Here is a 15,294-nt window from a genome sequence, read left to right on the forward strand (position 1 = left end):
TAAATTCAATATATTTATGAAAGGAAGGCCAAAAATTGAAGTGTTTAAAAGAAGCAAATCATTTAAAACTTTCGCTGGATGACGGGACTGTGATTTTTGACGACAAATTTTTTTCCTGTAACTCTGAAGTGAGCATAAAATCAGATCACGGCCATTATAAAATACATGAATCGAGATTTTCAAAGGAATCCGTTGTCGATGATATTGATGTGGAATCAGGTGATCCGCTTATCGTAAAATTGAAAGCAAAAAGCGGATCGAATAAGATTTTTTTCTCCATGCACGGTTTTAAAGATGAGCATATTTACGGTGGTGGAGAACAATATAAATACATAGATTTAAAAAACAAATCCATGCCTATATGGGTACAGGAAAAAGGGGTTGGAAAGGGTTACGATTTGCTGTCTTTTCTTGCTTACATGAAAGGTGTGAGAGGAAATTGGTATTCCACTTATTTCCCAGCAGGTATTTTTTATTCTTCAAAAGGTTACGCCATTCTCATTAAAAATTACAATTTGATGAAAGTCAGTTTCAAAAATTACAATTTTTTTGAAGTGTGGTCGGATGAATTAGAAATTGCACTCTTTGAAGGAGAAAATATCAGATCTTTGATTCAAAAGATGATCTCGTATATAGGTCAGGAATATTCAGAATTACCGGAATGGGCTTACGAAGGTGTCTGGATAGCCTCTCAGGGAGGAATAAAAGTTGCCGAAGACAAGATAAAAGCCGCCAAAGATAGAGGCATACCGGTTAATGCCGTTTGGTGCCAGGATTGGTCTGGAAAAAAAATAACCTCTTTTGGGAAACAGGTTTACTGGAACTGGCAATATGATAAACAAATGTATGAGGAACTGCCACAAAAGATAATCTCTATGAATAGCGCGGGTATAAAATTTCTTGCCTACATAAATCCATTTTTGATAGATCAAAGTCCCCTTTACATCGAAGGAGAAGAAAAAGGTTATTTCGTCAAAGATAGATCTGGTAGTGCTTACAAAGTCTACGTTACCACCTTTCCAGCGGGGCTCGTCGATCTTACAAATCCCGATGCTGTAAAGTGGTATAAGCAGATTATAAGAAACAACATGATAAACATCGGGATATCTGGATGGATGGCAGATTTTGGTGAATATATGCCAGATGATATAATCACTTTTTCGAAAAGAACGGGTATTAATTTTCACAATGAATATCCTGTACAATGGGCCAAATTAAACAGTGATGTCGTTAACGAATCCGGGAAAAAAGACATTTTGTTTTTTATGAGAGCTGGATTTACAGGATCGACTAAATATTGCCCTGTTTATTGGGGAGGAGATCAAAGCGTAAATTGGTCAAAAAGTGATGGCTTACCAACCATTGTCCCTGCAGGATTAAGCCTTGGTTTTTCAGGCGTCAGATATTACCATTTCGATTGCGGAGGATATACATCTCTCTTCCATGTTAAAAGAACTGAAGAACTCTTCATGAGATGGTCTGAAATCGCCGCGTTTTCACTTATAATGCGCACTCATGAGGGCAATAGGCCATACAAAAATTTACAATACGATTCAAATGAAAGGATATTCAATCATTTTGCCTTAATGTCGAACATACATGCATCTTTAAAAACATACCTTAAATATTCCGTTTACAGTTCAATTAAAGAAAATCTTCCGGTTATGAAGCATCCTTTCTTGATATATCAGGATTATCCTGAAAATTTGAAATATCAATATTTACTTGGAAATGAATTGCTTGTCTCTCCCGTCATACGACCACATGCCAAAAGTTGGAATGTTTATCTTCCGAAAGGAAAATGGATTCATCTATGGAGCGGGAAATTATTTAACGGGGGAAATTACGTCAATGTGGATTCTCCTATTGGCAAACCACCTGTTTTTATAGTTGAAAGTTCGAGTTACGCTGAAGAGATGATCAAAAATGTTCAATTTGTTGATAAAAAATTCAATCTTTGATGAGGGGGTGTTAATATGAAAAATAGTTTTTTGTTCTCGATCGTTTTTGTGCTTTTTTGTGTCGCATCTCTTTTCGGTTTCAATTCCGTCGGGGCCCAGCAATTGAAATTGCCGTACGATGTTTTTGATTATGCACAATACCCGATAGGCAGTGTATGGGGTGATCCCTTACCTGATGCACCTGCACTTGCTCAAAGAGGTAAATTCATGGTGGGTGTTAAGACACTTCATCTTCTCAATCCGGATCAGATAGACGTCATAAAAACCTTAGCCGAGGGAACTACTGTTATTTATAATCGACCTCTTACAGTTGAAGTCTGGTATCCAGCAACGCTAAAATTAGGTCAAATCCAAATCACAATGTACACGGATTTTCTCGGTCGTTCCGATCAACCAGGAACTCTTGTGCCTTACACATTTGTTGGTAGAGCAACCCGTGATGCTTCTCCCGATATTGCCGATGGCCCTTATCCGCTTATTTTAATTTCTCACGGATATCCAGGTTCGCGTTACTTGCTATATTACCTCGGAGAAAATCTCGCTTCCAAGGGCTATGTCGTCGTTTCCGTCGATCATACAGATTCAACCTATTTAGATGTGGGAAATTTTGTAAGCACCCTTGTTAATCGCTCTTTGGATCAAGAATTTGTCATGGGTGAGATACTTAAAATGCAACCTTGGGAAGGTCTATGTAATCCAAATGAAGTAGGACTTATAGGTTATTCAATGGGAGGATATGGAGCACTTCGAACTCTGGGCGCAGGTCTGGAAAACAGCACACTTGTCAAGAATTACCTTGGAAAATTTGCTTCCACTCTTATTGCCAGGCCATCAGACAAAGGAGATCCGCTTGTTAAAGCCGCTGTGCTTTTTGCACCCTGGGGTGGCACTGTCGGAACAAACCCAACGGGATTATGGGATAAAACATCACTTGAAAAGATCACGGTTCCTACCTTATGGGTTGCAGGATCACAGGATGATGTGGCTGGATATAAAGGTATTGTGAATCTATTTGATTCTGCAATTAATTCAAAACGTTACCTGCTTACTTACGATGATGCTCTTCATAACGTGGTACCTCATCCTGCACCTTCAATTGCAACTAAATTTGGCGATTATTATCGTTTTGCCGATCCCGTATGGAGTACTTGGAGAATAGATAACATCGACGAACATTTCGTAACGGCATTTTTTGATCTATATCTTAAAGGGAATGCAGAGGCAGGATCTTACCTCAACGTCAAAGTTGTTAATTCCAATGACGGAATTTACATAGCAGGCAATGGAGGAGAGGCAACTGATTCCACTTACTGGCCTGGTTTTCAACCAAGAACAGCTTTGGGCTTACACCTTGTATACGTTAGCCCAAGTTTAGATTCCAAATAATTTTTAGCATCGGCAGGATCAACACAAACCTGCCGGTGCTTTAATCGTCAAAGATGAGAGGGGGGAAGTGCTATGCCTTCAAAAAGGGTAATCGTAATCGGATCAGGTTTAAGCGGTTTATCATCGGCTGCCCTTTTGTCAAAAAAAGGGTTTTCAGTTACCGTGATCGAACAAAATTACCAACCTGGAGGATCATCTGGGGCATTCAAAAGAAATGGCAATATTTTTGATGTAGGATCTGCAATGATGTTCGGTTTCGGAGAAACAGGTTTTAACCCTCATACTTTTCTTTTCAATGAAATAGAAGAAGAGATTGATGTCGTAAAGCATGATGCAATGTATCGATTGCACTTTGGGGGTAAGGTTGTAACTTTCTACAACGAGTTTGAAAGTTTTTTCGATGAATTGGGTAAATTGTTTTCGAAAGATGAGATAAACAAAATAAAACGATTTTATAATTACCTCGATAATCTTTATTCTAAAGTTGTGATGAAAGATCCCACTCTTATAGCGCCATCGGAAATACCTCAAAAAGAACTCGCACAAAAATTGAGAAGAGATCCTATTAACCAGTTAAAAATACTTTTCTTACTTTCCAAGAATGCGACATCAATTTTGAAAAAATTTACAAAATCAAAGGATGTAATTCAGTTTTTTAACAAAATCACTTCTACGTACAGTTACACAACCATGGATGAAACACCGGCAATAATGGCCGTTACAATAAGATGAAAGCAGAAGAAGCAAACAGAATTATAGATTACATCGAATCACATTTTCCTGGCTTTAAAAGTGGTCTTCAATACTATGAAATTGGAACTCCAACCACAATTGAAAGGTATACTTTGAAAAATTTTGGATCCGTTGCAGGGCCAAAACAATTGATGGGTCAAGAACTTCTTAAAAGGCCTCACGCCTCGACATACCTGACCAATCTTTTTATGTGCGGAGAATCAACCGTGATGGGTACGGGAACGCCGGCAGTTGTAATTTCAGGTATAAGCGCCGCAGATGTTATATTGAGAAAAGAGGGTATGGATGAATACAGATACGCAGTTGATAAAGGTTTTGTCCATACAATTGAAAAGCCTAAAGCACCCTATCCAAAAAGCGAGATTCAAAAACTTGCAAACATGTGTGAATGGAGCGAAGTGGACACGTGTAAAAGCGCCTGTCCTTATTCTGTTGATATAAGAGGAATAATGAGAAGGCTCTATGTTGAAAATATAAACGGATCTAAGAAATTGCTTAAGTATGAAAACGGTACATTGTCGTGTTTCAAATGTGATGCACAATGTGAAAAATCTTGCAGAAGAAAGTCAATTTTTAAAGAGCCGGTTCCGATTCAACAAATCCTCACCAAGTTAAATGACATGTAAGGTTTGAAACAGGCTAATTTCTTATTCTCCCCAATTTTAATATGCTTTTTTTCAGATTTTCTTCGTATCTGTTTTTGGGATTCAAAATCTGTGAGATGCCAACCCCTCCTTGAGTAAGATTGGCATGAACCATATTGCCATTTTCTATGTACATCCCGACGTGACCCGGAAAGAAGATAAGATCTCCGAATTTCAACTCTTTTTCCTCTACTTTACGAGAGAAATTCTGCTGCAAATCCGCATCTCTGGGTATTTGAATTCCAGCGTAATCGTAAAGTCTTCCCACATATCCGGAGCAATCGTAACCGTAAGATGAAGCACCTCCCCAAAGGTAAGGAGTTCCTAAAAAGAGGGACCATTTCTTTTGGATGTCATCAAAAACAGGTTTTGTCGAAACGTCATTTGACGGTATTTTGACGGTATCGCCGTTCGGCAAAAAGGCATGCCAGAATTTTCCAGAGTCCACAGCGAACAATTTGGTTCCGAAGGGAACGAAAGTTTTGCGATCGTGGATTTCTACGCTTGAAAATCTTTCGCTTACGACTATTTGAGATCCTTTGCTTTTGATCTCGTTCATGGCATCGGTTGAAAAAAATATCACATGAGATCTTTGAAGATAGCCGATAAAACCCGTTCTCAGATCTTTGACAAGAGCATATTCATTTTCAAGGATTAGGACTTTCACAAATTCTCCGAAGATCAACTGATGAATTCTTTCCGTTCGAAATCTTGGATCTTTTCTCATGTCCGTAACAGGAATTATAACCATTCCAAAGGCCAGAGCAGGCGGTATCATGTCTTCAAGCACTTTTACCTGCAAGATAAGATCTTCAGCATTTTTTGAGATCAAATCCATAGAGTCATGGGTGTCTATAAAACCGTTAACGATCAATTTTTCTCTTTCTTCTGAAATTTCAAAGCCATAAAAGAAAAGCCTTTTATCTCCGATGACACGATCAACTGTGTCAAGAAATTCTGTTTTTTTCATCCGTTTAACCTCTCTTCGTGAATCGCCATCATGGCTGCCCCGACGGACGGATCAAATTTGGGATCTGTAAAAATAGATCGAGGAAAGTAGATTTCAAAGACTCTTTTGAATCTTTTTAAGAAATATTCCGATTTAAATATCCCTCCGGTGTAAGAAAAGACGAATTTTCCTGAAAATTTGGAACGTTTATCGAGTACTCCTATCATTTTCATGACATTCTCAAGTCCCACTTTTAAAATATTCATGGCAAGTTCGTCCTCTTCTTGGGCCGCTTCAAGCACTATTTTAGATCCCGAAGATATTTTGGCTTTATCGAAATTTCCCGAATAGTAAAGGTAGATCAAATCTTCCACCTTTTCAACTTCGAAGAATTCAATCAACCGTTTTTCAAGTATCGATCCTATTTCAAGACCGTCTTTGTGATCGAGCAGGGCCTTTATCGCCTTCGTGACAAACCAATAACCGCCGCAGTATTCTTCGAAAGCGTAACCCCATCCTCCGGATCTGTTTATCTCACCCTCTTCATTCCTTGCTATCACTATCGAGCCTGTACCACCTATTACTAAAATGCCCACACCGCCCGTTGCACCCCAAAGGGCCGCAACGCCGTCATTTTGTATGAAAAACTTTTTTATGCCGAGTGCTTTGAAAACAGAGATTATCTTTTGTTTGTCTGCCTCTCTGTCTACTCCGCTTAAACCTGCCCCGACGACATCAAAGGAATAATTTTGTGAAACTTTTTCAATTCCTTCAGATATTACATCTTTTACCCTGTCAATTCCAACCAAATGATAATTTGAAGGTTCATCCAATAATAATCTGTTTAATACCTTTCCACTTTCATCGTAAAGGCAGAAATCCGTTTTCGATCCGCCGCCATCTATTCCTATCGCTTTCATCTTCCCTCCTTACGATCTTATGCGTATGTTGAATTTATATTTATCTCCGCGATAATACGATTGAACGTACTCGATGCATTGGCCCTCGTGCGTATATGTGAATCTGTTTCGCAACAATATGCAATTTCCGCTTTGTATTCCAAGCAATTTTGCGTTTTCAGAGTTCGCCTGTACGACTTCTATTGTTTCGTCTGCATACTCCAATTTAAGGCCGACTTCATCTTTGAAAAAAGCGTAAAGTGAGGATTTTGACATATCCATATCTAAAACATCCAACAATTTAACGTCGATGGAAACATTTATGTAAGCCATTTCTATCGCGTATGGAATGCCGTCAAGCAATCTCAATCTGTTAAGAAAGATAACCTTGGATCCTCTTGGAACTTTGAATTTATCGAAGGCCTGATCAGGAACGTTGATAAGTTTATTTGCAAGCACTATCGAAGACGGAGTATGGCCCAAAAGCATCGCATCCTGTGTGAAACCCTTCAATTGGGATAAATTTTCGATGTTTTTTATCTCTTTTATCTTAGATTTCTTTCCTCTTTGCTTTTCTATTATTCCGTCTTCCATGAGATTTTTTAAGGCCTGTCTTACGGTAAGTCTGCTCACACCGTATTGATCTGCCAATTCATCTTCGGATGGAAGGTACTCTCCGGAGATCAGATCTCCTTCAATTCTTTCTTTGAGATCCCTGTATATCTGGTGATATATCGGCATAGGGTTCTTTCTATCTATCTTCATAATTTCACCTTCAAGGTAAAGAGATCTTTCCAAGTAAAACAGGATACCCAGCACCTGTAACTTTTGGGTTGTTTGAAGGGTTACCACAGATCAATTCATTCGCAAGAATGGCAAAGGCTTCGGCTTCGCGCCACTGCCAGTCTTTTAATATCTCAACCGGTATTTTGCCGAAATACATTTTTATGTCGCCGACCAACGTTTTGTTCATAGCCCCACCTCCGGTAAGGATGATCCTGTCAAGACCTTTTGGAATCACGTGTATTTTATAAGATTCATAAATACTCCATGCACTGAATTTAACAACCGTTCTCAACAGATCGTAAGGATTAAGCGAATTTGCCGGAAGATAACCTTCGTTATAAATCTCTTTTCCGGTTGATTTCGGAGGCATTTTTAAAATGTAATCCATTTCTTTTGACTTAAGCGATTCAAACAACTCGGCATCAACTTTTCCATTTGCGGAAATAGATCCATCTTTATCGAAGGAGACGTCAAAGTATTTTCTTGTTATAAGATCGATCAGAGCATTTGCCGGTCCCGTGTCAAAGGCCATTATCTGATCTTCACGCGCCCTAACGGGGATGTAGGTGACATTTGAAATGCCTCCCAAGTTGTTAAGTGCTATGGACTCACTCTCGCTTGAATAAAGTATGTAATCGGCATGCGGCACAAGAGGCGCTCCTTCGCCTCCAGCCTCGATGTCCTTTATTCTGAAATCTGAGACTGTTATGACACCCGATCTCATCGCAATTATGTCACCGTCTCCGATCTGGTATGTGCAGGCATGCTTTGTCCGGCCTGGAGGATTGTGAAAAACTGTCTGGCCGTGGCTTGATATCAGATCGATTTTTTCGTCTCCCAAAAATTTTCTGGCGCAATCTCCGAAAAATTCTCCCAGTTCAAAATCCAAACTGCACACGTCTCTCATCAAAGCATCCGCTTTCATAGACTCTAAAATTTGTTTTCTCAGATCATCCGGATAATCGAAATGTGCTGTCCTTTCGATGACGCATTTCGTTGATTTTCCACATCCATTCACGGAGATCAAAACCAGATCAAGTCCATCGGCCGACGTTCCCGACATCATGCCGAGGATTTTCCTTTCAGGTTTTTTAAAAGTCTCCACAAGCAGATCTATCTCATTCACCTAAAAACCTCCTGTTTGCAACGATGTAATTATGAATTAAGGGCCTGAACCTTATTATCTTGTCCTGATTTTCTCTTCTTGAAATGTTCACCCTGTTTGTGAGCAAAATGACCGATATGTCTATTTGCGGATCTATCCATATGGATGTGCCTGTAAAGCCCGTATGGCCGAAGGCGCGGTCTGTCATCAGATCACCGCAAGAGCATGCCAAACCCTTCATGTCCCACCCCAAAGTTCTGCGATTCTGGCCATCGTTGAAGGCCTCACATGTGAAAGCGTCTATCGTTTCTTTGGAAAAAATATTTCGATCGCCGTGTTTGCCGTGATTAAGGTACATTTTTGCGTAATTGTAAAGATCCGCCGCATTTGAGAAAAGCCCGGCGTTACCGCTTACGCCACCCAAGTAATAGGCAAGTTCATCGTCAACATCGCCGCACAAAGTTTTTCCATCTCTTTCAGATGTCGGCGCTATCTTCCAGTTTTTTGGCGGTTTGAAAGCCGTATGTACCATTCCGAGCGGATTGAAGATCTCAGACTTTGTGAATTCATCGAATTTTCGAGCGGTTACTTTTTCGACTATCTCCATCAAGGTTATGAAATTAAGGCAGGAGTAAACGTGCTTTGCCCCGACCGGATTTATCGGCATCGTTGAATTTACGATCTTCATTAACTCCTTCCCTTGAGCGTATTTCCAGCCTTCGGAGTATGAAGGAAGTCCCGATGTGTGTGTGAGAAGATGAAAGATCCTTATTTCTTTTTTTTCGTCTGTTTTGAATTCATCCAAAAACAAACTTACCGGATCGTAAAGGCGCAGTTTTCCATCTTCGATCGATTTCATTACGGCAGGCGTTGTGGCCGTGACCTTTGTCATCGATGCAAGATCGTAGATCGTGTCATTTGAAACCGGCACTTTTGAATCTTTCGATAAAGTACCGTAGGATTTTTCAAAGATCATCTTTTCATGATCGCCTACAAGCAAAACTCCTCCCGGAAATGTGCCGTTTCGTATTGCCTCGTCGAAGATTTCGTCAAGTCTGTTCATAATGCCACCGGAGCCTTCCCTGTGAATTTTTCCTCGCTTAAAACCATCTCGGCAAAAGCCTTTTGGGAAATTTTGGAATAACTGTAAAGTGCAACTGAATTTCTGACACCATTCATAACGCAATCGTATGGATTTCTGAGAGAAAGAATCAAAGCATCGTTATTTTTTATGTTTATAACGGCATCTACCAATCTTTTCCATTCTTCTATCAAATGAGCGTTAAGCGTACCGATGATGACGATACCGTTGAAATTGTTGACTTTTTTTACCGTCTCTTCTATCTCGGCCTCGTTGGGCTTTGAAGAAACGTAAACACTTTCTATTTCTTTTCCCTTTTCTTTGAATAGTTTTTCTATTTCAGACATGCCTCCGGCATTTTCTTCAACGTTTGTAAGGGCAAGGTCCTTTGGAAAGATCAAAAACACTTTTGAATTTGGAATCTTTCCGATCAAATCATCCATGTTTCTCACAAGCGTTACGGATTTTTTTGCTATACCGTATGCGATATCCGAATTTTCTTTCGATCCTATCTCTGAATCCATTACGATCTTTCCATCTAAAAGACCGAGATTCTCTTTCATGGTCAGCACACGACGTGCGGCATCGTTTAGTCTTTCTATCGGAATATCACCGAACTTGATCATCTGGATCAGAGTTTCAAATGTCCTTAACTGTTTGTCAAAAGAATGGCAGACCATGAGCATGTCTGCACCGGCCATCAAAGATCTCCATGCAGCCTCTGAAGGTTCAAGATTTGCCGTTATTCCTCCCATTTCAAGATCGTCTGTAACGGTTACGCCATCGAAATTCATCTGGTTTTTGAGCAAATCCGTCATAACGCCGTTTGAAAGTGTTGCCGGTAAGTTTTCGCTTTCACAAAGTGCCGGATAATAAACGTGGGATGGCATTATCGAATCAATGCCGTCTCTTATGAGTTCCTTGAACGGGTAAAGTTCTATCCTTACAAGATCATCTAAATCTCTGTCCACAACGGGCATTTCGAAATGTGCATCCTTTGCGCTGTGTCCTTTCCCCGGAAAATGCTTCGCACAGGCCGCAACATGACCTTCGTGAAGTCCCCTCACGAATTCAGATGCATATCTTGCCACCGTTCTTGGATTGTCAGAATAACTCCTGACGCCTATACCCGGATTTTGAGGCAGATCATTCACATCAACGACCGGTGCGAGATCCCAGTTAAGTCCGACCGCGCGCATCTCTTTTGCCATAACAAGACCGGTTAAATATGCGTTGTTTGGATCATTCGTCGCTGCTGTGGCCATGTTGCCCGGAAAGATGGTAAAGGGGTCTGTCAGACGTGTGACTATGCCACCTTCCTGATCGACTGCTATTGTTAGCGGAATTTTCGAAATGCGTTGCAATTCGGAGGTTAATTTTTTAACCTGATGAGGATCTTCTATGTTTCTTTTGAAGAGAATGATATTTCCCAAATGGTAATCTCTTATGAGTTTTTGTATATTCCCAGAAGGATTTGTGCCGTCGAATCCGCATATCATTATCTGTCCTATTTTTTCCTCGTTACTCATGGATTTCAAAATATTTTCTACTCTTTCCGACATATCGCACCTCTTTTCAAAGATATGGGGGATAGCCCCCCATATCTATTTTAGATGAATATTCAAAAGAATGATCTCTCCACCCTGGCCGTTCGTCGCACCGCCCGCACAATATGGGCTTGAATCTGAAGGCCAATCGACGAATTTGGCAGCGCTGAAGTTTGAAAAGTTTGTCCTTGTCGTAAGAGGAATGAATGGAACTTCGTCGAGCACTATCCTTTCGATTGTGTACATGGCTTGTTTTTGAAGACTTAGATCGCTTGTCTGGGCATAAATTTCAAGTGCGTTTGTTATCAAAGGATTCGTGTACCTTGAGTAATCCGAAAGAGCCGATTCACCGATCTTCGAGGCCGAAAAGGCAGGATTTAGTCTTTGATAATAGACGTAATACGGTGTTGGGCCTGACACTCCCCAGCATATCGCCATGTCGTATGTGCCACTCATCAAAGATGAAATGTAGGCAGACCACGGAGCCTGATCTATAATCGTGCTTATGCCGAGTTGCGAAAGATTTTCGGAGATTATCTGTGCCTGTGTTATGAAATCGGTCCATCCGGCACCAACAAGAATTTTAAATGTAGGCAATACTTTTCCATTTGGATCTGTAAGTTGACCTGCGGAATTCTTTTTAAAGCCTATTGAAGCAAGCAATTCCTGAGCCTTTTGAGGATTATAAGTGTTCAATTCAGATGCGAGAGAGGTCAAAGTTGGATCTAACCATTCATCGAGTTGGGCGGGAACAATACCGGTTGGGTTGGCAACGCCGCCTATTCCAAAATATGCCTTCTGCTCAAGATCGTTTTTGTCTATCGCAATGGAAACCGCTTTTCTGAAGGTTGAATTGTCAAATGGAGATTTTTGAGCGTTAAGGTAAAGCGCGTTGAAATTGTTAACCGGCCAGTAGATTTTGTTTGTCTGCGGATCTTTGTTCACCCATATGTTCATTATGTCAGGAAAATAGGAAGATCCCCAGTCCGCTTCGTGCTTTAACATCATAAGAAGCGTTGTGTTATTTGAATTGACATTTTGTATTTCGACTTCATCAACGTAAGGTCTGCCGTTCATCCAGTAATTTGGATTTTTGACTATGATTGTCGTTTGATTGTCGGGAGAATAACTTTTAAACAAAAATGGCCCTGTCCCGACTGGATTGTTGGTGTTTGTAAAGGTTGTCGGATCTTTTATATCTGCCCATATATGTTCGGGGACTATGTATTGCCCCGATATATTCACGAATAAAGGTGTATTCTGTTTGGAAAAATCAAATACGACCGTATCACCGGATGCCTCGACACTTTGAAGACCAGAATTCTTCCAAAGGCCGCTTGTGTCAAAGGCCGGATATTTTTTTATCAAGTTAAAGGTAAAAGCCACGTCATTTGCGGTGAATGGGGTTCCATCTGACCATTTGACATTGTTTCTTATCTCGACGATGAGTTTCAAATTGTTATTTTCCCATTTGTAATTGACACCCAAAAGTGGCGTTATCTCGCCACTTATCGTGTTGATGTAGAACAGAGACTCGTAAATCTCGGGAACAACCGGCAACTGGGCCTGAGGAGACAATGGATTGATGCTAAATGGAGTTTGCAATCCGGAATTCACAACTACAACCGTCCCCCCGTACTTGTAAGAGTTATTTGTCGGCATGATCCCGCCTGTGGTTTGATCTAACATCCAGCCAGATGCGAAGATCGAAAATGCCAGTAACGTGGCTAAAGCAAGGAACACAGATACTTTCTTCATTTTTTACCCTCCTTAATTCAATTTTTGAAAAGAAATGACATTTAACTTTGTTTCAAAATCATCGTAGTAGATATTTGCTTTTTCTGTTTCAATCTCCCCTTCTTGGTTATCGTAAGGATCGGATCTCACGAATTTTTTTGGCGGATCGAAATCAACCATGAAATTCTCATTTGCGATCATCCTGAAAGCGTCTAAATTTCCAAAGTAAAAACCTCTCAATTTACCCTCTCTCGATCCTCCGAATGACGGATCTACCGGAATCCATCCGTAAGGTTTGACGTAAAAATATGCCCAGTCATGGGGACTTGCGTCTATCGGGTTTGTAAACCATCCAGATTCCCATCTTGCGGGTATGCCACAACTTCTGCACATTGTTATAAAGGTCAACGCCTGAACGCCACAATCACCCTTTAGATTCGATAACGCGAAATCTACAAGAGAAGTATCGTATGTCGAGTACGCGTGCATGTAAGAGTATTTTATGTTTTCGGTTATCCATTCGTAAATTTTCTTTGCTTTGAAATATGGATTTTCTTCTTTACCGATAATTTCGGAAGTTATATTTTTAACGTAAGGGCTAAAAACGATATGTGGCGGTACCTCTTTGAGATATTTTGAAATGCGCGAGTTTAACACTTTTGATGGATCTACAAATGAAATTTGCTCTGTTATGTTGTATTCGAATCTAACTGTAAAGCGCTTGCCGGCTTTTGGTTTGTCTTCCATGTACAAAGTTGTGTTTTCGGAATTTGAAGACAATCTGCATTCGTGATCGCATTCGATGATCTTTACACTTTCAATTGGATATCCGGCCTTCGGAAATGGTAGCCAGCACCTTAAAATCTCTGCATCGAAATCTCTTTTTAAAGTCAGAGATATCTCTGCACTTACCCTATAACTTCTGGGTACATCTCCATCTAAAATTTCGAGAATTCTTTTGTTGACAATCTCCCTTACATTGCCCCTTACATTTTCATATCTTTTCGCGTACGATTCATCTTTAAAGGTAAGATTTTGGAGGAATCTCTTTTCGAAGAACCTTTTTTTGTCGATTAAAATGTAATCTAACATGCCATTTTGAAGAAGAAGATCGAATTCGTCCCAAGATCCATCCTTTATGGATTTTTCAAAGACAGACCTTGCTGCTTTCTCATCGTAAGGATAATTTTTGATAACCCGCTTTATCCTTTCGAGTTCATATTCAAGCCTCTTTCTCAAAAGTAAAGGTAATTTTTTAGAAAGCCTTTCTTCTATAATTTTTTTGGCAATCTCAAAATTTCCTGCACTTTCTTCGCGCCTTATCTCTTCAGGCAAAAGCACACTCAAAAATTCCATACATCACCTTCCGTAAATGAAATACTTCGAAGCGATATCTTTAAATGTTTCAACCTCATCGATCCACAGGTTTGATAATTCCGCACCACTTCGTCCTTCATCAATGCCCTTTCTGTACCTTTCATCGCCGATCAAAAGATCGAAATGATATTTTCCATCAAATTCCCATTCAAAATCTTCTTTGTACAGATTTTTAAGAAGACGGATGAAGTCAAATGTCATCTCGATAGGCCTTATTTTATTTCTGTCTGTCACAAAAAACTCGAGCCCGTTGCATCTTTTATCTTTGTATTTTGAAATCAAAGGCACAAAAACCCTTTTTCTAAACTCAACGCCTGGATGCGGAATTTTTTTCATCTCATCGTATAGTCTATCATCTATCCATGGGGCACCTATGTATTTAAAAGGATGAACCGTACCCCTTCCAACCGAGACATTTACACCCTCGAGAAGGCAAAACCCTTCGTACAAGATCGTATGTTCCAAAGCGGGCAGATTTGGAGATGGCGTATTCCAAAAAAGACCCCTCTGATCGTAATAAATATCCCGATTCCAGCCATTCATCTTCACGATCTCAAGGTCCGCATTCATTTTAAAAACGTCATTGTAATACCTTGCCAATTCACCGGCCGTAAGGCCATATCTCAAAGGCAGCCCATACCCTCCGACGAATGATTCTAAATCTTTTTTTATGGCAGGTCCTTCGATCTTGCCAGAAAGCGGATTAGGTCTATCGAGCACGATAAACTTTATTCCATGCTTCCCACACGCTTCCATTGTGTAGGCAAGTGTGTATATATAGGTATAAAACCTAAGGCCAACATCCTGAATATCGTATATCATGACATCTATTCCGTCCAACATCTCGCCCGTCGGCTTTAGGTTATTGCCGTAGAGAGAATAAATTGGGATTTTATATCTTGGATCCACTTCATTCTCAACCTTTACTCCATCGGCAGCAGCACCCCAAATACCATGTTCTGGGCCAAAGAGTTTGACTACCTTTATCCCGTTTTCGATCATGACATCGAGATCCATTCTCATATCACCCGAAATGCCGGTAGAATTGGTAAGAAGAGCGACACGGGCA

13 protein-coding genes are annotated in these 15,294 nt (G+C 40.2%); 4 read left to right on the top strand and 9 right to left on the bottom strand.

Features of this window, described 5'->3' with window-relative positions; genetic code table 11:
* The first annotated feature begins 35 nt into the window (after window positions 1-35).
* The 4 genes from ACP5NR_RS06945 (at window position 36) to ACP5NR_RS06960 (ending at window position 4,726) form a co-directional block, all read left to right on the top strand.
* Entirely contained in the window at window positions 36-1,961 is a 1,926-nt protein-coding gene (locus tag ACP5NR_RS06945; RefSeq protein ID WP_428006172.1) for an alpha-glucosidase, read from the top strand.
* Window positions 1,962-1,976: 15 nt separating this feature from the next.
* The gene (locus ACP5NR_RS06950; RefSeq protein WP_428006173.1) at window positions 1,977-3,347 is read left to right on the top strand and encodes an alpha/beta hydrolase family protein; all 1,371 of its coding nucleotides are present in this window, start codon (window positions 1,977-1,979) and stop codon (window positions 3,345-3,347) included.
* Between the two features lie 72 nt (window positions 3,348-3,419).
* Window positions 3,420-4,079 (top strand): phytoene desaturase family protein, encoded by a 660-nt coding sequence (locus tag ACP5NR_RS06955; protein WP_428006174.1) that lies wholly within the window; start codon window positions 3,420-3,422, stop codon window positions 4,077-4,079.
* Entirely contained in the window at window positions 4,076-4,726 is a 651-nt protein-coding gene (locus tag ACP5NR_RS06960) for a hypothetical protein (protein ID WP_428005277.1), read from the top strand. The genes ACP5NR_RS06955 and ACP5NR_RS06960 overlap by 4 nt, the downstream gene beginning before the upstream one ends.
* A gap of 13 nt (window positions 4,727-4,739) precedes the next feature.
* On the opposite strand, the gene ACP5NR_RS06965 is transcribed toward ACP5NR_RS06960, so the two are convergent.
* From ACP5NR_RS06965 to ACP5NR_RS07005, 9 genes are all read right to left on the bottom strand, one after another.
* Window positions 4,740-5,714: an NlpC/P60 family protein gene (locus ACP5NR_RS06965; RefSeq protein WP_428005278.1), complete on the bottom strand. Its 975-nt coding sequence runs from the start codon at window positions 5,712-5,714 to the stop codon at window positions 4,740-4,742.
* Complete coding sequence (locus ACP5NR_RS06970; RefSeq protein ID WP_428005279.1) at window positions 5,711-6,613, bottom strand: BadF/BadG/BcrA/BcrD ATPase family protein; 903 nt, start codon at window positions 6,611-6,613, stop codon at window positions 5,711-5,713. The genes ACP5NR_RS06965 and ACP5NR_RS06970 overlap by 4 nt, the downstream gene beginning before the upstream one ends.
* Before the next feature lie 9 nt (window positions 6,614-6,622).
* Window positions 6,623-7,357 carry a GntR family transcriptional regulator gene (locus tag ACP5NR_RS06975; RefSeq protein ID WP_428005280.1) on the bottom strand — a complete coding sequence of 245 codons (735 nt, stop codon included), beginning with the start codon at window positions 7,355-7,357 and terminating at the stop codon, window positions 6,623-6,625.
* Between the two features lie 10 nt (window positions 7,358-7,367).
* On the bottom strand, window positions 7,368-8,504 hold the full coding sequence (locus ACP5NR_RS06980; protein ID WP_428005281.1) for an anhydro-N-acetylmuramic acid kinase: 1,137 nt from the start codon (window positions 8,502-8,504) through the stop codon (window positions 7,368-7,370).
* Entirely contained in the window at window positions 8,497-9,546 is a 1,050-nt protein-coding gene (locus ACP5NR_RS06985) for a serine hydrolase domain-containing protein (RefSeq protein ID WP_428005282.1), read from the bottom strand. The genes ACP5NR_RS06980 and ACP5NR_RS06985 overlap by 8 nt, the downstream gene beginning before the upstream one ends.
* Window positions 9,543-11,126 carry a beta-N-acetylhexosaminidase gene (gene nagZ / locus ACP5NR_RS06990; RefSeq protein WP_428005283.1) on the bottom strand — a complete coding sequence of 528 codons (1,584 nt, stop codon included), beginning with the start codon at window positions 11,124-11,126 and terminating at the stop codon, window positions 9,543-9,545. The genes ACP5NR_RS06985 and nagZ overlap by 4 nt, the downstream gene beginning before the upstream one ends.
* 42 nt (window positions 11,127-11,168) lie before the next feature.
* Window positions 11,169-12,869, bottom strand: a complete 1,701-nt coding sequence (locus ACP5NR_RS06995; protein ID WP_428005284.1) for an ABC transporter substrate-binding protein — start codon at window positions 12,867-12,869, stop codon at window positions 11,169-11,171.
* A gap of 12 nt (window positions 12,870-12,881) precedes the next feature.
* Complete coding sequence (locus tag ACP5NR_RS07000) at window positions 12,882-14,204, bottom strand: transglutaminase-like domain-containing protein (protein WP_428005285.1); 1,323 nt, start codon at window positions 14,202-14,204, stop codon at window positions 12,882-12,884.
* Between the two features lie 3 nt (window positions 14,205-14,207).
* A partial coding sequence (locus ACP5NR_RS07005; protein WP_428006175.1) for an exo-beta-N-acetylmuramidase NamZ family protein occupies window positions 14,208-15,294 on the bottom strand: 1,087 nt, incomplete at its 5' end.

The sequence above is a fragment of the Athalassotoga sp. genome (assembly GCF_049965695.1).
Lineage (GTDB): Bacteria > Thermotogota > Thermotogae > Mesoaciditogales > Mesoaciditogaceae > Athalassotoga.

Bases quoted from the DNA above. Each gene is read 5' to 3' on its own strand.
- ACP5NR_RS06950 (WP_428006173.1), top strand. From the start codon at position 1,977: ATGAAAAATAGTTTTTTGTTCTCGATCGTTTTTGTGCTTTTTTGTGTC.
- ACP5NR_RS06955 (WP_428006174.1), top strand. From the start codon at position 3,420: ATGCCTTCAAAAAGGGTAATCGTAATCGGATCAGGTTTAAGCGGTTTA.
- ACP5NR_RS06960 (WP_428005277.1), top strand. From the start codon at position 4,076: ATGAAAGCAGAAGAAGCAAACAGAATTATAGATTACATCGAATCACAT.
- ACP5NR_RS06965 (WP_428005278.1), bottom strand. From the start codon at position 5,714: ATGAAAAAAACAGAATTTCTTGACACAGTTGATCGTGTCATCGGAGAT.
- ACP5NR_RS06970 (WP_428005279.1), bottom strand. From the start codon at position 6,613: ATGAAAGCGATAGGAATAGATGGCGGCGGATCGAAAACGGATTTCTGC.
- ACP5NR_RS06975 (WP_428005280.1), bottom strand. From the start codon at position 7,357: ATGAAGATAGATAGAAAGAACCCTATGCCGATATATCACCAGATATAC.
- ACP5NR_RS06985 (WP_428005282.1), bottom strand. From the start codon at position 9,546: ATGAACAGACTTGACGAAATCTTCGACGAGGCAATACGAAACGGCACA.
- nagZ (WP_428005283.1), bottom strand. From the start codon at position 11,126: ATGTCGGAAAGAGTAGAAAATATTTTGAAATCCATGAGTAACGAGGAA.
- ACP5NR_RS06995 (WP_428005284.1), bottom strand. From the start codon at position 12,869: ATGAAGAAAGTATCTGTGTTCCTTGCTTTAGCCACGTTACTGGCATTT.
- ACP5NR_RS07000 (WP_428005285.1), bottom strand. From the start codon at position 14,204: ATGGAATTTTTGAGTGTGCTTTTGCCTGAAGAGATAAGGCGCGAAGAA.